This window comes from Castellaniella sp. FW104-7C03 (genome assembly GCF_040276085.1).
Classification (GTDB): Bacteria; Pseudomonadota; Gammaproteobacteria; order Burkholderiales; family Burkholderiaceae_B; genus Castellaniella.
Genome location: NZ_JBELOK010000006.1, coordinates 37,670 through 62,639 on the forward strand (window position 1 = coordinate 37,670; position 24,970 = coordinate 62,639).

Sequence of the window (24,970 nt, forward strand, 5' to 3'; positions counted from 1 at the left end):
GTTCTCTGGCGCATCAGACAGGTGTTGAGCCTGTTGCAATCAACCCGCAGCCGTCTTGATCTTGCGCAGCAGGATGGGCATCAGCAGCACCAGTATCGCCAGGATCAGAAAGGTCAGGGACAAGGGATTTGTGACAAACACAGAGGGGTCCCCATTGTTGATGGCCAGGGCTCGGCGCAGCTGGGTTTCTGCCATCGGCCCCAGGATCAGGCCGATCAGCAGGGGGGCAATCGGGAAATCGTAAACCCGCATGACATACCCCGTGACCCCGATCACAAACATGATGAGCAGATCCACCCAGGATGTTGACAGGCCCCAGACGCCAACCATGGTAAAGACCAGGATGCCGGCGTACAGATAAGGGCGCGGGATGAGCAGCAGACGCACCCAGATGCCGACCAGAGGCAGGTTGAGCACCAGCAGCATGACGTTGCCGATATACAGCGACGCGATGATGGTCCAGACCAGGTCGTGGCTGTTGGTGAACAAAAAAGGCCCTGGCTGCAGCCCATAGCTTTGGAAAGCGGCCAGCAGTACAGCGGCTGTGGCCGAGGTGGGCAGGCCCAGTGTAAGCAATGGAACCAAAATGCCGGCGGCCGCTGCGTTGTTGGCGGCCTCGGGGCCCGCGACACCTTCGATGGCGCCGTGGCCGAATTCATTTGGCTTTTTGCATAACTTGCGTTCTGTCATGTAGGACAGAAACGTCGGTACCTCGGTGCCACCGGTAGGCAGCGCCCCGATGGGAAAGCCAAATAAGGTGCCGCGCAGCCAGGGTTTCCAGGATCGTTGCCAATCCTCTTTGGTCATCCAGGCCTTGCCGGACAAGGGATTGATCTGTGGCGGCATGCTGCGGTAGCGGCTGGCAACATACATGACCTCGCCAACCGCAAAGAGCGATACCAGGACGACAGTGAGCTCGATGCCATCAAGGAGTGCAAAAACGCCAAAAGTGAGGCGCGCCTGGCCTGTCTGGGCGTCGATGCCGACCACGCCCAATGCCAACCCAAGCAGCAGGGCGATCAGGCCGCGCACACGGGATGCGCCAAGCACCACCGATACTGACATCAATGACAGCACCATAAGCGCGAAGTAATCGGCTGCGGTAAAGACGAAGGCCAGTTCGGCCACGAGGGGGGCGAAAAAAGTAATGCCCAGCGTGGCCAAGGTGCCGGCAACGAAGGACCCAATGGCTGCAGTGGCCAGTGCGGCCGCACCCCGGCCGGATTTGGCCATTTTGTTGCCTTCGAGGGCGGTCATCATGGACCCGCTTTCTCCGGGGGTGTTCAGCAGAATGGAGGTGGTGGAGCCGCCGTACATGGCACCGTACAGGACACCCGCAAAAATGATGAAGGCGGCGGTGGGCGAGATCTGTACCGTAACTGGTAGCAGCAGGGCAATGGTAAGCGCCGGGCCGATGCCAGGCAGTACGCCCATGGCTGTGCCGAGCATTGAACCCAGCAATGCCCAGAGCAGGTTGACAGGTTCCAGCGCAATGCTGAAACCCGACATCAAGGCAGAAAATGAGTCCATGTGTCAGGTGCCCAGAAAGGGGAACGCGTTGCCCAGGCTGACGCCCAGTGAAGAAAAGCCATACCAGCAAAGGAGGCCAAGCACCAGACCGATGGCTGCGTCCATCAGGATGCGGCGCGAGCCAAAGGCGCGGGTTACCAGGGCAAAGCTGATCATGGCCGTGAGGGGGAACCCCAGTGGTTGCATGGTGAGCAAGGGGGTGGCTGCGCCACCTGCCGCCCAAAGCAAGGCAGGCCAGGAGGCTTTGGCGTCGGCTTCGGCGTCTTCGGAGTCTTGGGGTTTAAAGGTTTCTCCGCGGGCAATCTGGATAAGCAGGACAATGCCAAAGACCACCAGCAGGCCACCGATGACGGTAACGAAAAAACCCGGGCCCAGCGCAGCATAGCCGCCCAATTGCGGCAGACTGCGCCCCTGGAAGAACCACAACAGGCCGATGGCAATGATGACCAGCCCCAGCCACCAGGGACGCGAAGTCTTGGGTGCCATGGGCTACTTGATCAGGCCGACGGATTCCAGGACTTTCTGCTGACGGACTTTTTCCTGGTCGAGGAAAGCGGAGAAGTCGTTGCCAGCCAGGTAGGCGTCTGTCCAGTTGTGGTCGGTCAGTGCTTTTTTCCACTCGGGGGTGGCATGCATCTTGGCGAAACGATCCAGCCACATTTGCCGGCCGTTGTCGGACATGCCTGGTGCGCCCACAATACCGCGCCAGTTGCCGATAACCACGTCCAGGCCTTGTTCCTTGAGTGTGGGGACATCGAGGTTGGGCAGACGTTTTTCTGAGGTGACGGCAATCAGGCGCAAGCGGCCTTGTTCGGCATAAGGCCCGAGTTCGGACAAGCCGGAAATGGCCACTTTGAGTTGGCCGCCGGCCAGTGCAGTGATCATTTCAGCACCGCCGTCGTAGGCCACGTAATTGAGCTTCTTGGGATCCAGGGGGATCGTCTGGGCCAGCAGTGCCGCCGTGACGTGGTCGACCCCGCCAATGGAGCCACCGCCGATCGGGGTGGCGCCAGGATTGGCGGCCAGGGCCTTGGTAACGTCCTGGATCGTCTTGAAGGGTGAGTTGACTGGCACGGCGACCGCGCCGGCGTCGTCGGTCAGGCGGACCAGTGGCGTGACATTGTCGAGCGTGACCGGGGATTTGTTGAGAATAATGGCGCCGACGATGATCGAGCCCAGGGACATGATGCCGTTGTCATTGCCCTTGGCAGTGCGTACGAACTCAGCCAGGCCAATGGTGCCGCCCGCGCCGCCTTTGTTGGTTACCTGAGAGCCATCCGTAAAAATGCCGGTTTCCTGCATGACTTGTAGCGGTACACGTGCTGCTGCGTCGTAGCCACCGCCTGCGCCGCCGGGTGCCATGACGACTGCCGGGGCGGCCATGGCCATGGACAGCGGCAATGCCATTGCTGCTGTGGCTGCGCAGAATTTTCGTATGAAAGTCATTGATGTCTCCTGGGGTGGTACACGAGAGGAAATGATCCGGACGGCGAAGGATGTGATGCTGCTTTAGGATATTGGGCCCCGGCCGAAAATGCATCGGGGATATACCTAGTTATCGGTGTTGGTGGCGTAGCGGCCCCAAGCCAGGGGCCGCTTGCTAACCGCTTAAAGTGTCGCAGCCGCTGAGACCAGCAGGTTGTCCAGTTTGATCGCGTCGGCGGTAAAGATCCGGATCCCTTCGGCCAGTTTTTCAGTGGCCATGGCATCCTGGTTGAGTTGCGTGCGAAACGTAACTTCGTTGCTGGCCAGCCACTCGGGGGCATTTTGCTTGGCGTCGTCTATCGACAAGGCTGCGGGCAATGGCTGGGTGTTGCCGGCCAGCTCGCCCAGCAGGGCGGGGCTGATGGTAAGCAGATCGCAGCCTGCCAAAGCCTGGATCTGCCCGATATTGCGGAAGCTGGCGCCCATGATCTGGGTAGGGATGTCGTAGGCTTTGAAGTAGCGGTAGATGCGCTTGACAGACTGCACGCCGGGGTCTTGTGCACCAGATTGCGCTGCTTCGTCCCATTGGGCGCCGGCTGTTTTTTTGTGCCAATCGTAGATGCGCCCTACAAACGGCGAGATCAGTGTGACCTTGGCTTGCGCGCATGCGATGGCTTGCGTCAGCGAAAACAGCAGGGTGAGGTTGCACTGGATACCGTCGGCCTGCAAGGCACGCGCCGCCTGGATGCCTTCCCAGGTGGAGGCCAGTTTGATCAGCACGCGTTCGCGGGGGATGCCGGCGGCTTCGTAGAGCCCGATGATCTGGCGGGCGCGCTCGATGCTGGCTTGTGTATCAAACGACAGGCGTGCATCCACTTCTGTGGATACCCGTCCGGGCACAATGGCCAGGATTTCGCGGCCAAACGCCACCAGCAGGCGGTCGGTTTGTTCGCTGGGAGAGGCGGAAGGATGGTCTTGCAGCACTTGCTCAAGCAAGTGCCGGTAGCTGTCTTGCTGCACCGCCTTGAGAATCAGCGAGGGGTTGGTGGTGGCATCCGTGGGCTGGTAGGCCCGCATGGTTTCAAAATCGCCAGTATCCGCCACGACGGTAGTGAGCGCACGCAGGGCATCGAGTTGGTGAGTCATGAAAACAAACACCTCAGGTGAAACGGTCAAAAACACCTACTTTAGACGATTTGTTGCAAATAGCCATGGGAAGGATGACCGATCCCCTGGCAGTGCCCGCCTGGGAGGAGATGCCCCGATGGAGGAAATAAGCGGGCGGTCCGGCAAGAGACACCTGGGAGAACTGTATAATAGGAAGGTTTATATATCGACTTTACAACCGGGGTACCATTTTGCTGCCGTCAATCTTTCCAGAGGGGCCCGCAGGGCTTGTTCCAGCAATTCTTGCCTTGGCTGACGGTACCGTATTTCGAGGCGTCTCTATTGGCGCCGACGGTTACACCGTGGCCGAGATCGTGTTCAACACGGCCATGACAGGCTATCAGGAAATCCTCACCGACCCCAGCTACAGTGGTCAGATTGTCACGCTCACGTACCCCCATATTGGCAATACCGGCGTCAATGCCGAAGACGTCGAATCCAGCAAGATTCACGCCGCCGGCCTGGTGGTGCGTGATTGCCCGGCCCGGGTGTCCAACTTCAGGGCTACCCAGTCTTTGCCGGATTACCTGAAAGCACAGGGCGTGGTGGCCATCTCGGGGATAGATACCCGCAAGCTTACCCGTATCCTGCGCGAGCGGGGCGCTCAGGGCGCCTGCATTCTGGTGGGCGATGACGTTGCCCGTGCCGTTGAGTTTGCTCGTGGTTTTGGCGGTATGGAAGGCCAGGATCTGGCCCTGAAAGTTACCACCGAAAAATCCGGTGCCTGGATGCAGGGCACCTGGCAGCTGGGTCGCGGGTTTCGCCGCCAGGAGAACACGCAATACCGCGTGGTCGCCTACGACTACGGCATCAAAACCAATATTTTGCGTCTGCTGGCTGATCGTGGCTGCGATATTACGCTGGTGCCGGCCACCACGCCAGTGGCCGAGATCCTGGCCCAAAACCCCGATGGCGTGTTTTTGTCCAACGGTCCTGGAGACCCCGCTGCCTGTCAGTATGCAGTGGATACCTGCCGGGCCGTGCTCGAGCGTGGAACCCCCCTGTTTGGCATTTGCCTGGGCCAACAGGTGCTGGGAATCACCCTTGGCGGCCGTACCGTCAAGATGAAAACCGGCCACCATGGCGCCAATCACCCAGTGCAAGACCTCGCTACCAGACGGGTGTTCATCACCAGCCAGAATCACGGCTTTACCGTGGATGGCGACAGCCTGCCCGATAACGCCCGCGTCACGCATGTGTCGCTGTTTGATGGCACCTTGCAGGGCTTCGAGCTTACCGACAAGCCGGTGTTCTGCTTTCAGGGCCACCCCGAGGCCAGCCCGGGCCCGCACGACATTCTCGTGCTGTTCGACAAATTCATCGACCTCATGGCGCAATACAAAGCGCAGTCGTCCAAATAACTGACTCCCAGCCTCCTCATGCCCAAGCGTTCAGACATTAAAAGCATTCTCATCATCGGGGCAGGCCCGATCATCATCGGCCAGGCCTGCGAATTCGATTATTCCGGGGCCCAGGCCTGCAAGGCACTTAAGGCAGATGGCTTTCGCACCATTTTGGTCAATAGCAATCCTGCCACCATCATGACCGACCCGGAAACGGCCGACGTCACCTACATCGAACCCATTACCTGGCAGGCGCTCGAGAAAATCATCGAGATCGAAAAGCCCGATGCGGTGCTGCCCACCATGGGCGGGCAAACGGCGCTTAACTGCGCGCTCGATCTCGACCGCCACGGCGTGCTGGCCAAGCATGGTGTCGAGCTTATCGGCGCCAATGCAGCGGCCATCGAGAAAGCCGAAGACCGACTCAAGTTCAAGGATGCCATGACATCCATTGGGCTGGATTCTGCAAAATCAGGTATTGCGCACACCATGGACGAAGCCTGGGTCGTGCAAAAACAGATCGCTGCCGAGGTGGGCACTTCCGGTTTCCCCACCGTGATCCGGCCCAGCTTTACCCTGGGTGGTACAGGCGGGGGCATTGCCTACAATGCCGAAGAATTTGAAATCATCTGCCGTCGAGGCCTTGAAGCCTCGCCTACCCACGAACTCCTCATCGAGGAATCCCTGCTGGGCTGGAAAGAGTTTGAGATGGAAGTCGTGCGCGATCGCGCCGATAACTGCATTATTGTGTGCGCCATCGAAAACCTGGATCCCATGGGCGTGCATACGGGTGACTCCATCACCGTCGCGCCGGCGCAGACGCTCACCGACAAAGAATACCAGTTGATGCGTAACGCTTCGCTGGCCGTGTTGCGCGAGGTCGGGGTTGAAACCGGAGGGTCCAACGTTCAGTTTGCTATTAACCCGGCCAATGGGCGCATGATCGTCATCGAAATGAATCCCCGGGTGTCGCGATCTTCAGCGCTGGCTTCCAAGGCTACGGGGTTTCCCATTGCCAAGGTGGCAGCCCGCCTGGCGGTGGGTTATACGCTCGACGAGCTCAGCAACGAAATCACCGGCGGCGCCACGCCAGCGTCCTTCGAACCCACCCTCGACTACGTTGTCGTCAAGGTGCCGCGCTTTGCCTTCGAGAAATTCCCCCAGGCCGATTCCCGGCTGACCACCCAAATGAAAGCGGTGGGCGAAGTCATGGCCATTGGCCGCACCTTCCAGGAATCCTTCCAGAAAGCCTTGCGTGGGCTTGAAGTCGGCGTCGACGGCCTGAACCAAAAAACCACCGATCGCGAGCGTCTGCAAATCGAACTCGGCGAACCTGGCCCAGAGCGCATCTGGTATGTGGGTGATGCCTTTGCCCAGGGCTTCTCGCTTGATGAAGTGCATCAGCTGACAAAGATCGATCCCTGGTTTCTCGCGCAGATCAAGGAAATCGTCGATATCGAGCTTGCCCTCGAACAGCGCACGGTTTCCGAGCTCGATGATGACACCATGCGCGAGCTCAAACGCCGTGGCTTCTCTGATCGCCGTCTGGCATTTTTGTTGGACACCACTGAAGCCGAAGTACGCAAGCTGCGCCATCAAATGAATGTACGTCCGGTGTACAAGCGGGTAGATACCTGCGCCGCCGAATTTGCCACCACCACGGCGTACATGTATTCCACCTACGAGGAAGAAGACGAATCCGCACCCACCGATCGCAAGAAAATCGTGGTGCTGGGTGGCGGGCCCAACCGCATTGGCCAGGGGATCGAATTCGATTACTGCTGCGTGCATGCGGCGCTGGCACTGCGCGAGGATGGCTTTGAGACCATTATGGTCAATTGCAACCCCGAAACCGTGTCCACCGATTACGACACCTCCGACCGCCTGTACTTCGAACCCCTGACGCTCGAAGACGTGCTGGAGATTGTCTACAAAGAAAATCCGGTGGGCGTGATTGTGCAGTATGGTGGTCAGACGCCGCTTAAGCTGGCGCGTGCCCTCGAAGCCAATGGCGTGCCTATCATTGGCACCAGCCCCGACTCCATCGACATCGCCGAAGACCGCGAGCGCTTCCAGAAGCTGCTTACAAAACTGGGCCTGCGTCAGCCGGCCAACCGCACTGCACGCACTGAAAGCGAGGCGCTTTCTCTGGCTGGCGAAATCGGCTATCCCCTGGTGGTGCGCCCCAGCTATGTGCTGGGTGGGCGTGCCATGGAAATCGTGCACGAACCTCAGGATCTCGAGCGCTACATGCGCGAGGCTGTCAAAGTCAGCAATGACTCGCCCGTGTTGCTCGACCACTTCCTCAATAACGCCACCGAGGTGGATGTCGATTGCCTGGCCGATGGCGAGCAGGTGATTATTGGCGGCGTCATGGAACACATCGAGCAAGCGGGCGTGCACTCGGGCGACTCCGCCTGCAGTTTGCCGCCGTATTCGCTGTCCGATGAAACCGTCGAAGAAATCAAGCGTCAAACGGCCTTGATGGCACGCGCACTCAACGTCAAAGGCCTGATGAACGTCCAGTTTGCCATCCAGGATGGCGATGTGTACGTGCTTGAGGTCAATCCTCGCGCCTCGCGTACGGTGCCTTATGTCTCCAAGGCTACTGGGCGCCAGTTGGCCAAGATTGCCGCCCGGATCATGGCGGGCCGCACCTTGGCGGCTCAAGGCGTCAGCAGTGTGCCGGCGCCAGTGCACTATTGCGTCAAAGAGGCTGTGTTCCCCTTCGTCAAGTTTCCGGGTGTCGACACTATTTTGGGCCCCGAGATGAAATCCACCGGCGAAGTCATGGGCGTAGGCGAAACCTTTGGCGAGGCTTTCGTCAAATCCCAGATTGCAGCCGGGGTCTGGCTGCCAGAGTCTGGCCGGGTCTTCATTAGTGTGCGCGACCAGGACAAATCCCGTGCCGTCGAAGTGGCCCGTGGCCTGGCCTCGATGGGCTACCAGCTGGTGGCTACACGCGGAACAGCCGCTGTCATCGAAGCCGCCGGCCTCACGGTAGAAATCGTCAATAAGGTCACTGAGGGGCGCCCCAACGTGGTCGACATGATCAAAAATGGCGAACTCGCCATGGTGATCAACACGGTCGAAGAACGCCGTAACGCCATTGCTGATTCGCGCACCATCCGTACGCAGTCGCTGGCCAACCGGGTCACGTTCTTCACCACCATTGCGGGTGCGCGGGCAGCCGTCGAAGGCATGCAATACCTGCGACAGGGAGAAGGCCTGAAAGTCTATAGCCTGCAGGCCATGCACGCAGCCTCGCCCGCCTGATGACTACCCGCCAGCGCGTCTTTATCACCGGTGCCAGCAGTGGCATCGGGGCTGCGCTGGCACGGCAGTATGCGTCTCAGGGCGCAATGCTCGGACTGGTGGGGCGTCGCCAGGAAGCCTTGCAGCAGGTGCTGGCCGGTCTGCCAGGGCGGGGGCATCAGTCTTATGTTGTGGATGTCCGGGATCGCGATGCCCTGCGCACCGCAGCCCTTGATTTTCTCCAGGGCGGCCCGGTCGACTGCGTACTTGCCTGTGCCGGCATCAGTGCCGGCACACTCACGGATGAGCCCGAGGACTTTGCGGTGTTTCAGGCCATCATCGACACCAACTTGCTGGCCATGGTGGCTACATTCGAACCTTTTCTCGCCTCGATGCGTGCCCGGCGCCAGGGGGTGTTGGTGGGGATCGGCAGTGTGGCGGGTGTGCGCGGGCTGCCGGGGGCTGGCGCCTATAGCGCGTCCAAGGCAGCAGTGCGTGCCTATTGCGAAAGCCTGAGAGTCGAGCTGTATGGTTCAGGTGTTCAGGTAGTGACGATTGCGCCCGGGTTCATTGCTACACCCATGACGGCCCACAATCCGTACCGGATGCCGTTTCTGATGCCTGTGGAGCGTTTTGCCCAACAGGCCATGCGGGCGATTGAGGCACGTGATCGATACCGGGTGCTTCCCTGGCAGATGGCCTGGGCAGGCCGCTTGCTGCCGCTGGTGCCTGGCGCTGTCTTTGATGCTGTGGCGGCGCGCCGTAAACGCAAGCCCAGGATGCCTTCCGGCCCGCGTTGATGTGTGCGGCGGATATTGCCGGGCAGATACATCCCGCCTTACACTTGCGACAAATTTTTAATTCCTTCCCTCCCTTTCCTGGACGGCTCCGCGCCGCGCATCCATGACAACATCCTATTTTCCCCGCTGGCGGCGCGTATCGGGCACAGCAGACGGTGCCGTTGTGCAGCCCGATGAAACCATGCCCTTGCCACAAACGGTGGCCATGGGTGCCCAGCATGTGGTGGCCATGTTTGGTTCCACAATCCTGGCACCCCTGATCATGGGTTTTGATCCCAACCTGGCGATTCTGATGTCAGGTGTGGGTACCCTGATATTTTTTCTGTTTGTGGGTGGGCGGGTGCCCAGTTATCTGGGCTCAAGCTTTGCCTTTATCGGCGGGGTGGTGGCCATCACCGGATATTCGGGCAGCGGGCCAAACCTCAATATCGGGGTGGCCCTGGGGGCCATCATCATCTGTGGCCTGATCTATGCCTGCATTGGCTTGCTCACCATGTGGATCAATGCCCGTCAGGGCGGTGCCGCCGACTGGATCGACCGCTGGATGCCACCTGTGGTGACAGGCGCAGTGGTGGCCGTTATTGGCCTGAACCTGGCACCATTGGCAGCCAAAGGTGCCATGGGCGGTTCTTTGTTTGATGCCTCGATGGCGATGCTGACGATCTTATGCGTGGGCGGGGTCGCGGTGTACACCCGTGGGCTGGTGCAGCGCCTGTTGATCCTGGTGGGCCTGTTTTTGGCGTGTGTGTTGTATGGCGTGCTGACCAACGGGTTTGGTCTGGGCACCCCCATCGATTTCTCCGCCATTGTGGCGGCACCGTGGCTGGGTTTGCCCAAATTTACCGCGCCGGTGTTTGAAGGGCATGCCATCAGCGTTATCGCCCCGGTTGCCATCATTCTGGTGGCGGAAAACCTGGGCCACATCAAGGCGGTCAGCGCCATGACGGGCCAGAATCTCGACCGCTACCTGGGCCGGGCGTTTCTTGGAGACGGCGTGGCCACCATGATTTCCGGTGCGGTGGGCGGCACAGGGGTCACAACCTATGCCGAGAACATCGGCGTGATGACCGTCACTAAAATTTATTCAACCCTGGTGTTTTTGGTGGCGGCCCTGGTGGCACTGCTGCTGGGCTTTTCGCCCAAGTTTGGTGCCGTGATCCAGGCGATTCCCGCCCCTGTTCTGGGTGGCATGGCCGTGGTGGTCTTTGGCCTGATTGCCATTGCGGGGGCTCGCATCTGGGTGGTGAATCAGGTGGATTTCACCGATAACCGCAATCTGATCGTGGCCGCCGTGACGCTGGTACTTGGGGCAGGCAACTTTTCCATCGAGCTGGGTGGCTTCAAGCTGGATGGCATTGGTACTGCAACCTTTGGTGCCATCATCCTGTATGCCTTGCTGCGAGGCTGTAAAAAAGCGTCCTGATATCGCTTGCGGGCCTTTCCGGCCTGTGGCTTGGTCACAAGGCTTGCTTTTTCCGGGCGGATTGGCCACAATAGCCCCAGCACCCCGGTTTCGGCCGGGGTTTTTCACGGGCGCGCCGCGTGATCCCCCGAGGCAGGTACCCTTTGTTTGGTGGCCACTCACTACCCTCATGGGTGTATGGATCACAGCGCCCACATGTTGTAACCCAACCTGATAACACGCTTCGGGCATCTGGGTTATGGTTTCGGGCATCGCCCGATTTTGGATTTTTCTAGTAGTCAGGCGCTCCAGCGCACGGAGCGTCTTTTACTTTTTTTGAGTCAGGATAATTATGGCTGCGATTCCTTTGACAGCTCGCGGGGCCGAGCGCTTGCAAGCAGAACTGCAACGATTGAAAACGGTTGAACGCCCTGAAGTCATCAATGCCATCGCCGAAGCGAGGGCCCAGGGAGATCTTTCTGAAAACGCCGAGTACGATGCCGCGCGCGAGCGCCAGGGCTTCGTGGAAGGCCGTATTCAAGAGCTCGAAGGCACCCTGTCCAACGCCCAGATCATCAACCCGGCCGATCTCGATGTCGAGGGGCAGGCGGTATTTGGTGCCACGGTCGAGATCGAAGACCTCGAATCCGGCCAACGTCTCACCTACCAGATCGTGGGCGATCTCGAAGCTGATATCAAGGCCAACCGGATTTCCGTCTCCAGCCCTGTGGCGCGCGCCCTCATTGGTAAAAGGCAGGGCGATGTGGTTGAGGTCCGTGCGCCGGCGGGTGTGCGCGAATACGAAGTCTGCTCCGTCAGCTATCAATAAGTTTGTTGCCTGGCGGCCCCAGGCATAAAAAACCGGGCGGGTCTGCCAGACCCGCCCGGTTTTTTTCAGCACACAAAGACGGCTTAACGCGGATTACGGCTACGTCGGGCCCCTGCACGCAGGGACAGCGCACTGCCGCTGCTGCGTCTGGGGATGCCATGTGGCGCTGTCGCCAACCCTTGGCGCCCGCCTGCCGGTTTGCGGCCCTTACGTGCGGGCTCGGTGGCTGTTGCCGCCCGCCGGGCCTTGGGTGAGGCGGACTCTGGGGCTGTGGCGGCCTGCTTTTTGGGGACGTAAGGAGCAGATTTTTTACGCACGGCGCGGGTACGGTTTTGCGCGTCGATGGCAGCCTGTTGCGCCAGAAGGTCTGGGCGGTAGATAATCAGCGTCTTGCCCAAATGATGCACGGCAGCACAGGACAGCGTTTCGCAGATGGTATCCAGCATGGTTTCGCGCTCGGGGCGCTCGGCGCCCGCAATGCGAACCTTGATGAGTTCGTGGGCGGTCAGGCTGTGGTCGATCTCGGCCAGCACCGCATCGGTAAGGCCCTTGTCGCCAATCAGGACGATCGGGTGCAGGGGGTGAGCAGCGGCTCGCAAATCGCGGCGCTGCTGAGAGCTTAGTTCAAGTTTCGGCATACTGGAATTGTACGGGAATGGCCAAGAAAAAATTCTCCAAAGCCTGGGTACAGCGTCATATTAACGACCCATACGTCAAAATGGCGCAACAAAAAGGGTATCGGGCGCGGGCTGCCTTCAAATTACTTGAGATTCTCGAGTCAGAAAAGCTGTTGCGTCGCGGTGATGTGGTGGTCGATCTCGGGGCCACGCCAGGCAGTTGGTCGCAGGTGGTCAGAGAGCGCCTGTTATCAGGTGCGGGCGAGATCGATGGCCGCATTCTGGCGCTGGATCTCCTGCCCATGGAGCCCATTGCAGGGGTCGAGTTTCTGCTGGGTGATTTTCGTGAGGACGCCATTTTGCAGGATCTGCACGAGCGCCTGAACGGGCAGGCGGTCGACCTTGTAATTTCCGATATGGCCCCCAACTTGTCTGGAGTGGCCTCTGCAGATTCTGCGCGGATTGCGCATGTATGCGAGCTTGCCCTTGAGTTTTCCAGCCAGCACCTGAAGTCGGATGGCGCCCTGATCGTCAAGGCGTTTCACGGCAGCGGGTTTTCCCAGATCGTGCAGGCATTCAAGCAGCACTTTGTCCGGGTTGTCGAGCGCAAGCCCAAGGCTTCTCGCGATGAATCCTCGGAAACCTTCCTGGTTGGACGTGGGCTGAAGGCCAAACGTAACGATTTGGCCTGATATCTGCCCGTGCGGGTTATGGGGCGGCTTGCGGATTCAGGTAGAATGAACCATTGACGGATTTGTCAGCTTGTTGTAATCGGGCGTAAGGCCCATCGGCAGGCTGGCAGCAGCAAAACCCAGGAGATCTGTTTTGAACAACTCGTTTTCCAAGATTGCGGTTTGGCTGGTGATTGCGCTGGTGCTCTTTACGGTGTTCAAACAATTTGACGGACGCCCAGCCACCAGCAGTGATGCAGTCACCTACACGCAATTCATGAACGACGCCCGTGCCGGTCGTATCAACAAGGTGGATATCCAGGGCGATACCCTGTATGTCACACCCGAGTCCGGGCGCGCCTATAGCCTGACGTCTCCTGGCGATCTCTGGATGGTACCCGAGCTGGTCAAGGCTGGCGTGCAAGTGTCGGGCAAGGCCCGCGAAGAGCCTTCCTTGCTTACCAGCCTGTTCATCTCCTGGTTCCCCATGCTGTTGCTTATCGGGGTATGGATTTTCTTCATGAGGCAGATGCAGGGTGGCGGCAAGGGGGGGGCTTTCAGCTTTGGCAAGTCCCGTGCGCGCATGCTCGATGAAAACAACAACAACATCACGTTTGCCGATGTTGCCGGGTGTGACGAAGCCAAAGAAGACGTGCAAGAGCTCGTCGACTTCCTCCGTGATCCCACCAAGTTTCAGCGCCTGGGTGGCCGCATTCCGCGCGGCGTGCTGATGGTTGGCCCCCCGGGTACCGGTAAAACGTTGCTGGCCAAGGCCATTGCCGGCGAGGCCAAGGTGCCGTTTTTCAGCATCTCGGGATCCGATTTCGTCGAAATGTTTGTCGGCGTGGGTGCTGCCCGTGTGCGCGACATGTTCGAAAATGCCAAAAAGCAGTCTCCTTGCATCATTTTCATTGATGAAATCGATGCCGTGGGTCGTCAGCGGGGCGCAGGCCTGGGCGGCGGCAACGACGAGCGCGAGCAAACCCTCAACCAGTTGCTGGTCGAGATGGATGGCTTTGAAACTGGCCAGGGAGTTCTGGTGGTTGCAGCCACCAACCGGCCTGACGTCCTGGATCCAGCCTTGCTGCGTCCTGGCCGCTTCGACCGCCAGGTGGTGGTCTCGCTGCCGGATATCCGTGGGCGCGAGCAAATCCTCAAGGTGCACATGCGCAAGGTGCCCATTGCTCAAGATGTTGATGCCAATGTGCTGGCACGTGGCACGCCCGGGTTCTCGGGGGCCGATCTGGCAAACCTGATCAACGAGGCAGCTTTGTTTGCTGCGCGGCGCAATGGCCGTACCGTAGACATGCAGGATCTTGAAAAAGCCAAAGACAAGATCATCATGGGGGCAGAACGCCGCTCGATGATCATGCCCGAAGAAGAACGCCGCAATACGGCTTACCACGAGTCTGGTCACGCCTTGGTGGCACGCATGCTGCCCAAGACAGACCCGGTGCATAAAGTCACTATTATTCCGCGCGGACGTGCCCTGGGCGTCACCATGCAGTTGCCCGAAGGCGACCGCTACAGCATGGATAAAGGACGCCTTCTCAATACTATTGCGGTGTTGTTTGGTGGGCGTATTGCCGAAGAAGTCTTCATGAACCAAATGACTACCGGCGCGTCCAACGACTTCGAACGCGCCACGGCCATTGCGCGCGATATTGTTACCCGTTATGGCATGACCGACTCCCTCGGGCCAGTGGTTTATGCCGAAAACGAAGGCGAAGTCTTCCTGGGTCGTAGTGTCACCAAAACCACGCACGTCTCAGAATCCACCATGCAAAAGGTGGATGCCGAGATCCGCAGCATCATCGACGAGCAATACCAGGTGGCCCGCAATCTGATCGAGTCCAACCAGGACAAAATGCACGCCATGGCCAAGGCCTTGCTCGAGTGGGAAACCATCGACGCCGAGCAGATCAACGACATTATGGAAGGCAGACCTCCGCGGGCACCTCATCCCCCGTCATCCGGTAACGATACGCCGCATACGCCGCCTTCGGCCGGCCAACCAGCTGCCAATCCGGATAAGGGCCCGGCAGCCACACCAGTCTAATTTCAGGCGGCTCTCGTATGCATGCAACGCTGCAATGCGGGCGTTTTCAGCTGGCGCTGAAACGCCCGCTGGTCATGGGGATCGTCAATGTCACCCCGGATTCCTTCTCGGATGGCAACGCCCACTTCAAAACAGACCAGGCCATCGCCTACGGGCTCAAGCTGGTGCAAGAGGGGGCGGATATTCTGGATATTGGTGGAGAATCCACACGCCCTGGCGCACAAGCAGTGTCTGTGCCCGATGAACTGCAGCGCGTGCTGCCGGTACTCGAGGGCCTGCGCGACTGCGGTGTGCCGCTGTCGGTGGATACCTGCAAGCCCGAGGTGATGCGTGCGGCCATTGCATCAGGTGCTGCTGACATGATCAACGATATTGCGGGTTTTGCCAGCGATGCGGCGGTGCAGGCGGTGCGGGATGCCCAATCTGCGCTGTGTCTGATGCATATGCAGGGCCAGCCTCGCACCATGCAGCACGATCCCGTGTATGCGGATGTTGTGCGCGAGGTTCACGATTATCTTCAGGCAGGCGCTCGGCGCCTGCTGGCGGCAGGGGTAGACGCCAACCGGATCGTGCTCGATCCTGGGTTTGGCTTTGGCAAGACCGTGGCGCACAATTACGCCTTGCTGAATCAATTGCCGCAGGTGATGGGGCAGCAATATCCCAGTCTCATCGGCGTGTCACGCAAGTCCATGATTGGCGCAATTACCGGCCGGCCGGCGCCCGAGCGTCTGGGGGGCAGCATTGCGGCAGCGTTGGCGGCGGCCGCCCGGGGTGCGCATATCCTGCGCGTCCATGACGTGGCCGATACGGTTGGTGCCTTGCGGGTTTGGGCAGCGATAGAACAAGGAGCTCGTGCATGAATGCACGCAAATATTTCGGTACGGACGGTGTCCGGGGCGTTGTCGGGGGCGAGCGCATCAATGCCGAGTTTGCCCTGCGTCTGGGATACGCAGCGGGCCGTGTGCTGGCGCGTGAAGTGCAGACCACGGGCCGACCCACCGTGGTAATTGGCAAGGACACCCGGATTTCCGGCTATATGCTTGAGTCTGCCCTCGAAGCCGGCCTGTCGGCTGCGGGCGTGGATGTCCTGCTGGCCGGGCCAATCCCCACGCCGGCAGTGGCCTATCTCACGCGTGCCTGGCGTCTGGCGGCGGGTATTGTCATCAGTGCGTCACACAACCCGCATTATGATAACGGCATCAAGTTTTTTTCATCTTCGGGTGCCAAGCTGCCTGATGAAACTGAAGCGGAAATCGAAGCCATGCTCGAGCAGCCCGTAGGTTGTGCAGATTCTGCCGGTTTGGGGCGTGCCCGGCGCATCAACGACGCTGCCGGGCGTTATATCGAATTTTGCAAAAGCACCTATCCCAACGAGCTGGATCTTCAAGGGCTGAAAATTGTGGTAGATGCTGCCAACGGCGCGGCTTATCACATTGCGCCCCATGTGTTTCGCGAGCTTGGGGCTGATGTCAACGTCATTGGTTGCGAGCCCGATGGCTTCAATATCAACGAAAACGTGGGCGCCACACATCCGGAAACCCTGGCAGCGGCTGTCGCCGCCCAGGGGGCGGATCTCGGTATTGCGCTGGATGGTGATGCCGACCGGCTGCAGATGGTTGACAATACCGGGCGCTTGTTTAATGGCGACGAGCTGCTCTATGCCATTGTGTGCGATCGGGCTAAAATTCGTCCCATCGACGGTGTTGTGGGTACACTCATGACCAACTTTGGCCTCGAGCGTCGCCTTAAAGAACTTGGCATCCCCTTCGAGCGCGCACAAGTGGGCGACCGCTATGTCCTTGAGCGCCTGCGCGAGCACGGATGGCTGTATGGTGGCGAGAGTTCCGGGCATTTATTGTGCCTGGATCTGCACACCACGGGAGATGGCATTGTGGCTGCGCTGCAGGTATTGGCGGCCATGCAACGAGCGGCAAGCACCTTGTCTGCGCTGGTCGCTGATCTCACGCTGTATGCGCAAAAAATGGTCAATGTTCCCCTTGCACCGGGCGTCAACTGGAAAACCCATGCGGGTTTGCAGGCGGCATCCGCTGCAGTTCAGCAGTCTTTGGGAGAACACGGCCGCGTTTTAATTCGAGCCTCGGGCACCGAGCCCAAATTACGTTTGATGGTAGAAGCCGACGACCCTGCGCTGGCTGAAGAAGGCGTGCGTCAGTTGGTGGCTGTCAAACTCAGCTGATTGTTATGGCCCATAACGCACTTTTGGTTTTACGGCAGTCGGTCCCGCCCGATTGCGCGCCCTTGCCCGGCCACGTAGCCAGGCCATACGGCTTGCCGCCTCCAGTGCCCATGCAGCATATCAACTGGCCAGGCGTTGAGGCTGCGGGGCTATCGCTCAGCATTGCGCGCACACCCGAACAATTACACGATTTGCAACGTTTGCGGTTTCGGGTGTTTACTGAAGATTTGGGTGTGCATTTTCCTCAGGCGGTAGGCGACCGCGATGTCGACGAGTTTGATCCCTGGTGCATTCACTTTATGGTGCGCGATACTCGCAGTAATCGGGTGGTGGGCACATATCGTCTGCTAACCCCCGAAGCGGCCAGGCAGGCAGGCCGTTATTACTCTGAGTCAGAATTCAACCTGGCACCCTTGCAGGCCGAGCGCTCGCTTCTGGTCGAAGTCGGGCGTTCGTGCATTGATGCCGAGTACCGCCACGGAACAGCCATCATGCTGTTATGGACGGCGCTGGCGCAGGTGATGGTGCGGGGGGGCTACCGCTATATGCTGGGCTGTGCCAGTGTCAGTGTGCGCGACGATGGTGTGGTTGCCTCCGAGGTCTGGCGCCAGGCACAGTCTTTGATGGCGCGCCGGCCGGATGTGCCACAGATCAAGCCTTTGCATCCTTATCCCCTGAAAGCCCTGCGCCAGACCCAACTGGCCCGCGTTCCGCCCCTTATCAAGGGATATCTAAAGGTAGGCGCCACCATTTGCGGCGCACCAGCCTGGGATCCCGATTTCAGTACCGCGGATTTTCCGATTCTGCTGGATGTGCGATGGCTGGATACCCGCTATCGGCGCCATTTTGGCTTGTGCTAGTTTTGGTGTCTGCCCGGTATTTACACCACGTCCAGCGTAAATCCAGCTTTGCGCCAGACTTCGATTTCGCCCTTTAGCAAGAAACCGCTCAGCGGATGGGCGTCCAGCCAGCCGTCATCAACCCTCAGGTGCAAGGCCTGATTCAGCGCCTGCATCTTGAAGGGCAGGGTTTCGAGAGGTTCGCGGCGGCGCAATACCAGGACAGCCAGGCGCAGACAGAACAGGGTTAGCCATTGAATGCGCGTGGGCTCGAAGTGGCGCACCTTGGCCAACCGGCCATGCTGGCCCAGGGCCAAAAAGGCCAATTGTTGTTGGTCGTCGTGCGAAAAGCCCGGCATGTCTGCGTGCTGCAAAATATACGCACCGTGCTTGTGGTAGTCGTTACGGGCAATGGCCAGGCCGATCTCATGCAGTTGTGCAGTCCAGCCCAGCGCCTTGCGCTGCTCGATGATCTGCGGCTGTGTGTCATCCAGCTGCAGCTGGTCGAACAGTGCCAGGGCCATTTGCCGAACCGCCTCTGCCTGGTTGCCATCCACCTGATAGCGGTGGCTCATTTGCTTGACTGTGGCATCGCGCTGGTCCTGGTGAAGATCACGGCCCAGCAGATCGTGCAGTACCCCCACACGTAGGGCACCGTCGCCGGCATCCATCTGTGTGATGCCAAGTTCCTGGAAGGCGGCGATCATGATCGCAAGGCCTCCGGCCAGTACGGGTGCGCGCTCGGCCTTAAGGCCCGCCCAATCCTGAAGCCGGACTTCACCGGCCTGAATCAGTGCCTGGCTTAGTTTTTCCATGCCCGCCAGCGTGATGCCCTGCTGGCTGAAGCCGTTTTCAAGCAGAACCGCCAGCAAGCCCTTGGCCGTGCCCGACGAGCCGTAGGCTTCATCCCAGCCCATCAGGCGGTAGGGCCGGGCGATGCCTTCGAGGACACTGCGGGCGGCCACGATGGCGCGCTGCATGCGTGTGCGGGTGATGCGTCCAGTGCCAAAAAAACGTCGTGTCCAGGTGGTGCAGCCCAACTGCAGGGAGGCCAGTTGCAAGGGGGTTTGCCCTTTGCCGATAATGAATTCGGTGGAGCCCCCGCCGATATCGATGACCAGCCTGCGGTGCTCTGTCGGGGGGAGATCCTGGATGACACCGAGATAGATCAGGCGGGCTTCTTCCTGGCCGGAAATCACCTCGATCGGAAATCCGAGTGCCTGTTCGGCGACAGGCAGGATCTCGGCGGCATTGCGTGCCACGCGAAACGTGTTGGTGGCGACTGCGCGGACGTTGGCGGGAGAAAACCCCTGCAGCCGCTCGCCAAATCGCTTGAGTGCGGCGATGGCCTGTGCCGCGGTCTCTGGCGTGATGCGCTGGTGCTCATCCATGCCGTTGGCCAGGGCGACGAGTTCGCGCAGTCGGTCTTCGGTATATAACTGAACCGTATCCCCGTGGCGCACGATGCGCCCGATGGAGAGCCGAAACGTATTGGAACCGAGGTCGATGGAAGCCAGAAGGTTGTCCATGCCCTTACCTGAGAATGTCACACTGTGCGATTATAGTGGTCTGCACATGACAGGCTTTGGAGTCCCCCTCATGCACGGCGCACAGACCCCGCCACCTTTGCTCAATCGTGAGCTTTCCGTTCTCAAATTCAACGAACGCGTACTGTCCATGGCAGAGCGCCTGGACGTACCGCCACTGGAGCGGCTGCGGTATCTGTGTATCGTGGGGTCAAATCTGGATGAGTTCTTCGAAATCCGGATGGCCAGCCTCAAAGAGCAGCAGCGGCAAACGCCCGAACTGACCGGTGTCGATGGGCTCACGCCCGCCGAAGCCTTCGATCGTGTGCAACGGGCGGCCCATACCCTGGTCGACCGCCAAAACCGCCTGCTGACCGGCGAGGTGATGCCCAAGTTGATGGAGTGCGGGGTGGGGTTGGTGTATTCCACCGGCTGGACGGATCTGCAGCGCGAATGGGCCTATGGCGTTTTCCTGCGTGATGTGCAGCCATTGCTGACACCTATTGGCCTGGATCCTGCCCATCCGTTTCCGCGCGTCTATAACAAAAGCCTGAACTTCATTGTTTCCCTGAGCGGCGAGGACGCGTTTGGGCGCGAAGGGCATATCGCCATTGTTCAGGCGCCACGGGCGTTGCCACGCATGATCAAGGTACCCTCCGAAATCTCCGGGATTTCTGATGGTTTCATGCTGCTCACCACATTGATCAATGCGTTTGTGGGTGATCTTTTCCCGGGCATGGACGTTCAGGGTTGTTATCAGTGGCGCGTCACGCGCAACAGCGACCTCTTCGTCGACGAAGAAGAAATCACCAACCTGCGTTTGGCGCTGCAAGGCGAGCTCTCGCAGCGCAATTTTGGTGCCTCTGTGCGTCTTGAAATTGCCCATGCGATGCCGCCGGATCTCGAACTGTTTCTGCAAAGAGAGTTCAACCTGGGCATCGCCGATACGTATCGCGTCAATGGGCCTGTCAACCTCTCGCGCCTGATGCAGTTGTGCACGCGGGCCAATCGTCCGGATCTCGAATACCCGGTGTTCAGGCCCCGCATCCCGGCTCCCTTTGATGGCGATCTTGAACGCCCGGAGGCAATGTTTGCGGCATTGGCCGAGCGCGATCACCTCCTTCATCACCCCTATCAATCGTTTCAGCCGGTGCTGATGTTTCTGCGTGCGGCGGCGGTGGATCCCCAAGTGGTGGCCATCAAGCAAACCATTTATCGCACTGGCGAAGACTCCGAGCTCATGAGCTTGCTGCTATCCGCTGCGCGGGCAGGCAAGGAAGTTACGGTGGTGGTCGAGCTCATGGCCCGCTTTGATGAACAAACCAATATCAACTGGGCTGCACGCCTCGAAGAAGTCGGCGCCCATGTCAGCTACGGGGTGGTGGGGCACAAGACGCACGCCAAGATGGCGTTGGTGCTGCGTCGAGAAGAAGGCCGGATCCGGCGCTATGGGCATCTGGGCACAGGCAACTATCATCCCCGAACCGCCAAGCTGTACACTGATTTTGGGCTGTTGACCGCCAACCAGGCGATTTGCGAGGACATGGATCAGGTGTTTTCCTTGCTGACGGGGCTGGGGGCGCGACGCGAACTCAAGCTTCTGTTGCAGTCACCCTTTACGCTGCACGATACTGTGCTCGAGCTGATCCACTCCGAAACGGCGTTTGCCCAGGCAGGCAAGCGTGCCCGGATTCGTGCGAAGATGAATTCGCTGCTGGAGCCCACCGTCATTCAGGCCCTCTATGATGCCAGCCAGGCAGGGGTGCGCATAGATCTGATTGTGCGTGGCGCCTGTGCCTTGCAGGCTGGGGTGCCCGGTTTGTCAGAACACATCCGGGTGCGCTCCATCATCGGACGCTTCCTCGAACACTCGCGAGTCTTTTATTTTTATCAGGATGGCGCTGAACCCCTGTATTTATCGTCAGCCGACTGGATGGATCGCAATTTTTTGCGGCGCGTCGAGCTGGCGGTGCCGGTGCTGGACAAAACCTTACGGCGGCGTGTCATTGACGAAGCCTTTACCTTTGCCTGGCGTGATAACCAGCTGGCCTGGGCGGCACAGTCGGACGGCCGCTACCAGCGTGTGCGCAACCGCCGGGTGCCGGTCAATTTGCACCAGCACTTGATGGCCCGGCTGGGGTAGTGCTTCGCAGGTGGCGTCCTGGCTTTTGTTGTCATCAAACTGTCATGCAAGGCCTTTAAGATGCTGTTCTGACGCACAAGCAGACGCGTCACCTTCAATTAACGATACAAGGTCTTCTACATGCTAAAACGTTTGCTGGTTCAATGTGCAACAGGCTGCCTGCTGGCTGCTGCCGCGGGCTCACCTGCCATGGCCGCTGACATTACAGGCGCAGGGGCATCCTTCCCTTATCCCATTTATGCCAAGTGGGCTGCAAAATATCATGAAGTCACTGGTAATCGAGTCAACTACCAGTCGATCGGCTCGGGTGGTGGGCAACAGCAGATCATTGCCAAAACGGTTGATTTTGGTGCTTCAGACGATCCCATGAAACCCGATGCCCTGAAAAAACACGAGCTGGTTCAGTTTCCGGCAGTGGTCGGGGGTACCGTGCCGGTGGTCAATATCAAGGGGATCGAACCGGGTAAGCTCAAGCTGACAGGCCCTATCGTGGCAGACATCTTCCTGGGCAAGATCAAGAAATGGGACGATCCCGCGATTGCCTCGCTCAATCCGGATGTGAAATTGCCTTCCAGCAGCATTGTCGTGGTGCACCGTGCGGATGGTTCGGGCACAACCTTTGGCTGGACGCACTACCTCGCCCAAGTCTCTGAAGGCTGGAAAAACACCGTGGGTGTTGGCAAGTCTGTGAAATGGCCTACTGGCCAGGGTGGCAAGGGTAACGAAGGTGTTGCAGCCTATGTGCGCCAGATCGGCAACTCCATCGGGTATGTCGAGTACGCCTATGCGCATCAAAATGGTTTGGCCTGGACACAGCTGCAAAACCGTGACGGTCAGTTTGTACAGCCTTCGCAAAAAGCGTTTGCCGCTGCGGCAGAGCATGCCGATTGGGCTTCTGCGCCGGGTATGGGTGTGATCCTCAATAACGAGCCGGGTGCTGATTCCTGGCCTGTCACGGCAGCCACGTTCATTTTGATGGCCCGCACACAGGAAAACCCAAAGCAGGCACACGAAGTGCTGGCTTTCTTCGACTGGGCCTGGCGTGAAGGTGCCGACATGGCCCGCGAACTCGATTACGTCCCCCTGCCGGATGTGGTTACAAAGTCGATTCGCGCCATGTGGGTGCAAGACATTCATGGCAAGGACGGCGCAGCTGTCTGGAAATAAGTAGTAAGTAGTATTGGTTGGCAAAAGGCCCGTGTTTGGGCCTTTTGCCGCACCAGGATCCCTGATTTGGCCACTGGCGCATCTGCAGCCGGTGGTTTATGGGAAAATACGACTTTTCAACCTCTTTCGGCGCTCTGTGTGTTTTTTCAACAGTCCGTCAATCTTGAAGCTCCTTCATGATCAATCAACACCGAAGTCTGCTGGTGGATACCGGTTTCCGGCACCTCACACGCTTCTTTGCGTTTCTGGTTTTCATCCTGCTGGCAGGTATTCTTGCGTCGCTGGTGTATGGCAGCCGTGAGACGCTGATTCGTGATGGCTTGGCGTTTCTCTGGACCAACAACTGGGATCCAGTCGCGCAACAGTTTGGCGCCCTGGTACCCGTGATGGGTACTGTGGTGAGTGCCTTGCTGGCTCTGTTGATTGCGGTGCCTGTCTCGTTTGGTATTGCGATGTTTCTTACCGAACTTGCCCCGGCCTGGGTGCGTCGTCCACTGGGCGTCGCCATCGAGATGCTGGCGGCCATTCCGTCCATCATTTATGGCATGTGGGGGCTGTTCGTGTTTGTGCCCTTGTTTCAGGCCTATGTGCAACCGCTGATTGTCGACACCTTTGAAGGTGTGCCAGTATTGGGTGCCTTGTTTGCGGGCCCCCCAATGGGCATTGGCCTGTTTACGGCGGGGCTTATTCTGTCCATCATGGTGATACCGTTTATTGCGGCAGTGATGCGTGATGTGTTCGAGCAGGTGCCGCCCATGCTGAAAGAATCCGCCTATGCGCTGGGCAGCACCACCTGGGAGGTGGTCTGGAAGGTCGTCTTGCCATACACCAAGCATGGCGTCATTGGCGGCATCATGCTGGGCCTTGGGCGCGCCCTCGGAGAAACCATGGCCGTCACCTTCGTGATCGGTAATGCCTTCAACCTGCCTGATTCCCTCTTTTCCCCGTCCAATTCCATTGCCTCGGCATTGGCCAACGAGTTCAACGAGGCAGGTGGCATACAAAAATCAGCGTTGCTTGAGCTTGGCCTGATCCTGTTTTTGATCACGACAGTGGTTCTGGCACTGTCCAAATTCATGCTTCTGAAACTATCGCGCAAAGAAGGCGCACACCACTGACGCCCATGCCTGCCTCCGAATCTACCATCGTTTTCAGTAACCCGATTTACCGGCGCCGCCGCGTATTCAATCGCCTGATGCTGACGCTGTCGGGGCTGGCGCTGGCGTCGGGTCTGTTTTGGCTGGCCTGGATCATTGCCACGTTGCTGATCAAGGGTGGCAGCGCCTTGTCGCTGACATTGCTGCTCGAAAGCACACCGCCACCGGGTGCCGCGGGTGGCCTGCTCAATGCCATTGTGGGCAGTGTGTTGATGTCGGGTGTGGGTACCCTGATTGGTACGCCCATTGGGGTGCTGGCAGGTACTTATCTGGCAGAATACGGCCGCCGGGGCTGGCTGGCGCCGGCTACCCGCTTTCTCAATGATGTGCTGTTGTCGGCTCCCTCGATCGTCATCGGCCTGTTTATTTACGCTGTGTATGTGGCTCAAGTGGGGCATTACTCGGGCTGGGCCGGTGCTTTTGCCTTGGCAATCCTGGTGATTCCGGTGGTGGTGCGCGCCACCGACAACATGTTGTCTCTGGTGCCCAACAGTCTTCGAGAGGCCGCCGCTGCCTTGGGCTGCCCGCAGTGGCGGGTGGTGGTGTTCATCTGCTATCGCGCAGCGCGCTCAGGGATTATTACCGGCATTTTGCTGGCAGTGGCCCGGATCGCCGGCGAGACCGCACCGTTGCTTTTTACCGCACTGAATAATCAGTTCATGTCCTGGAACATGAACGCCCCCATTGCCAATCTGCCGGTGGTGATTTTTCAGTATGCCGCCAGCCCCTTCGAAGACTGGAACCGCCTGGCCTGGGCCGGGGCTGCCCTGATCACCTTGCTGGTGTTGGCCATCAACATTATTGCCCGTAGCCTGTTTCGCAAATAATCTGCCCTGGTTCGCT

Annotated in this window: 20 protein-coding genes; 14 read left to right on the forward strand and 6 right to left on the reverse strand. The window is 59.2% G+C overall.

What is annotated here, in order from left to right:
- Positions 1–39: 39 nt before the first annotated feature.
- From ABS758_RS08655 to tal, 4 genes are all read right to left on the reverse strand, one after another.
- Positions 40–1,530, reverse strand: coding sequence for a tripartite tricarboxylate transporter permease (locus tag ABS758_RS08655; RefSeq protein ID WP_350382233.1), 1,491 nt, complete (start codon positions 1,528–1,530; stop codon positions 40–42).
- Positions 1,531–1,533: 3 nt separating this feature from the next.
- Complete coding sequence (locus tag ABS758_RS08660) at positions 1,534–2,016, reverse strand: tripartite tricarboxylate transporter TctB family protein (protein WP_350382231.1); 483 nt, start codon at positions 2,014–2,016, stop codon at positions 1,534–1,536.
- Positions 2,017–2,019: 3 nt separating this feature from the next.
- Entirely contained in the window at positions 2,020–2,976 is a 957-nt protein-coding gene (locus ABS758_RS08665) for a tripartite tricarboxylate transporter substrate binding protein (RefSeq protein WP_350382229.1), read from the reverse strand.
- A 162-nt stretch (positions 2,977–3,138) separates the two neighbouring features.
- The gene (gene tal / locus ABS758_RS08670; protein ID WP_350382227.1) at positions 3,139–4,101 is read right to left on the reverse strand and encodes a transaldolase; all 963 of its coding nucleotides are present in this window, start codon (positions 4,099–4,101) and stop codon (positions 3,139–3,141) included.
- A 212-nt stretch (positions 4,102–4,313) separates the two neighbouring features.
- Here tal and carA point away from each other — a divergent pair, with 212 nt between their 5' ends.
- The 5 genes from carA (at position 4,314) to greA (ending at position 11,751) form a co-directional block, all read left to right on the forward strand.
- Positions 4,314–5,483 carry a glutamine-hydrolyzing carbamoyl-phosphate synthase small subunit gene (gene carA / locus ABS758_RS08675; RefSeq protein ID WP_417251599.1) on the forward strand — a complete coding sequence of 390 codons (1,170 nt, stop codon included), beginning with the start codon at positions 4,314–4,316 and terminating at the stop codon, positions 5,481–5,483.
- Positions 5,484–5,501: 18 nt separating this feature from the next.
- On the forward strand, positions 5,502–8,741 hold the full coding sequence (gene carB, locus ABS758_RS08680) for a carbamoyl-phosphate synthase large subunit (protein ID WP_350382226.1): 3,240 nt from the start codon (positions 5,502–5,504) through the stop codon (positions 8,739–8,741).
- Complete coding sequence (locus ABS758_RS08685) at positions 8,741–9,520, forward strand: SDR family oxidoreductase (protein WP_350382224.1); 780 nt, start codon at positions 8,741–8,743, stop codon at positions 9,518–9,520. Before carB ends, ABS758_RS08685 begins: the two co-directional genes overlap by 1 nt.
- A 103-nt stretch (positions 9,521–9,623) precedes the next feature.
- The gene (locus ABS758_RS08690) at positions 9,624–10,943 is read left to right on the forward strand and encodes a solute carrier family 23 protein (RefSeq protein WP_350382222.1); all 1,320 of its coding nucleotides are present in this window, start codon (positions 9,624–9,626) and stop codon (positions 10,941–10,943) included.
- A gap of 331 nt (positions 10,944–11,274) precedes the next feature.
- Positions 11,275–11,751 (forward strand): transcription elongation factor GreA, encoded by a 477-nt coding sequence (gene greA, locus ABS758_RS08695; protein ID WP_350382220.1) that lies wholly within the window; start codon positions 11,275–11,277, stop codon positions 11,749–11,751.
- Between the two features lie 83 nt (positions 11,752–11,834).
- Here the strand turns inward: greA and ABS758_RS08700 are convergent, their stop codons facing one another.
- Positions 11,835–12,389 carry a YhbY family RNA-binding protein gene (locus tag ABS758_RS08700; RefSeq protein WP_350382219.1) on the reverse strand — a complete coding sequence of 185 codons (555 nt, stop codon included), beginning with the start codon at positions 12,387–12,389 and terminating at the stop codon, positions 11,835–11,837.
- Between the two features lie 17 nt (positions 12,390–12,406).
- Between ABS758_RS08700 and ABS758_RS08705 the strand changes: the two genes are divergently transcribed.
- The 5 genes from ABS758_RS08705 (at position 12,407) to ABS758_RS08725 (ending at position 18,155) form a co-directional block, all read left to right on the forward strand.
- Positions 12,407–13,060 carry an RlmE family RNA methyltransferase gene (locus ABS758_RS08705; protein WP_350382218.1) on the forward strand — a complete coding sequence of 218 codons (654 nt, stop codon included), beginning with the start codon at positions 12,407–12,409 and terminating at the stop codon, positions 13,058–13,060.
- A 133-nt stretch (positions 13,061–13,193) separates the two neighbouring features.
- Entirely contained in the window at positions 13,194–15,098 is a 1,905-nt protein-coding gene (gene ftsH, locus ABS758_RS08710; protein WP_350382217.1) for an ATP-dependent zinc metalloprotease FtsH, read from the forward strand.
- Positions 15,099–15,115: 17 nt separating this feature from the next.
- Positions 15,116–15,958 carry a dihydropteroate synthase gene (folP, locus tag ABS758_RS08715; RefSeq protein WP_350382216.1) on the forward strand — a complete coding sequence of 281 codons (843 nt, stop codon included), beginning with the start codon at positions 15,116–15,118 and terminating at the stop codon, positions 15,956–15,958.
- On the forward strand, positions 15,955–17,295 hold the full coding sequence (gene glmM, locus ABS758_RS08720) for a phosphoglucosamine mutase (protein WP_350382214.1): 1,341 nt from the start codon (positions 15,955–15,957) through the stop codon (positions 17,293–17,295). The genes folP and glmM overlap by 4 nt, the downstream gene beginning before the upstream one ends.
- A 110-nt stretch (positions 17,296–17,405) precedes the next feature.
- On the forward strand, positions 17,406–18,155 hold the full coding sequence (locus ABS758_RS08725; protein WP_350382213.1) for a GNAT family N-acetyltransferase: 750 nt from the start codon (positions 17,406–17,408) through the stop codon (positions 18,153–18,155).
- 20 nt (positions 18,156–18,175) lie between these two features.
- On the opposite strand, the gene ABS758_RS08730 is transcribed toward ABS758_RS08725, so the two are convergent.
- The gene (locus ABS758_RS08730; RefSeq protein ID WP_350382211.1) at positions 18,176–19,663 is read right to left on the reverse strand and encodes a Ppx/GppA phosphatase family protein; all 1,488 of its coding nucleotides are present in this window, start codon (positions 19,661–19,663) and stop codon (positions 18,176–18,178) included.
- A gap of 70 nt (positions 19,664–19,733) precedes the next feature.
- On the opposite strand from ABS758_RS08730, the gene ppk1 reads away from it, so the two are divergent.
- From ppk1 to pstA, 4 genes are all read left to right on the forward strand, one after another.
- Positions 19,734–21,803 (forward strand): polyphosphate kinase 1, encoded by a 2,070-nt coding sequence (gene ppk1, locus ABS758_RS08735; RefSeq protein ID WP_350382209.1) that lies wholly within the window; start codon positions 19,734–19,736, stop codon positions 21,801–21,803.
- A 120-nt stretch (positions 21,804–21,923) separates the two neighbouring features.
- On the forward strand, positions 21,924–22,970 hold the full coding sequence (pstS, locus tag ABS758_RS08740) for a phosphate ABC transporter substrate-binding protein PstS (RefSeq protein ID WP_350382208.1): 1,047 nt from the start codon (positions 21,924–21,926) through the stop codon (positions 22,968–22,970).
- Positions 22,971–23,146: 176 nt separating this feature from the next.
- Entirely contained in the window at positions 23,147–24,088 is a 942-nt protein-coding gene (gene pstC, locus ABS758_RS08745; RefSeq protein WP_350382206.1) for a phosphate ABC transporter permease subunit PstC, read from the forward strand.
- Positions 24,089–24,093: 5 nt separating this feature from the next.
- Complete coding sequence (gene pstA / locus ABS758_RS08750) at positions 24,094–24,954, forward strand: phosphate ABC transporter permease PstA (protein WP_350382204.1); 861 nt, start codon at positions 24,094–24,096, stop codon at positions 24,952–24,954.
- The last annotated feature ends 16 nt before the right edge of the window (positions 24,955–24,970 follow it).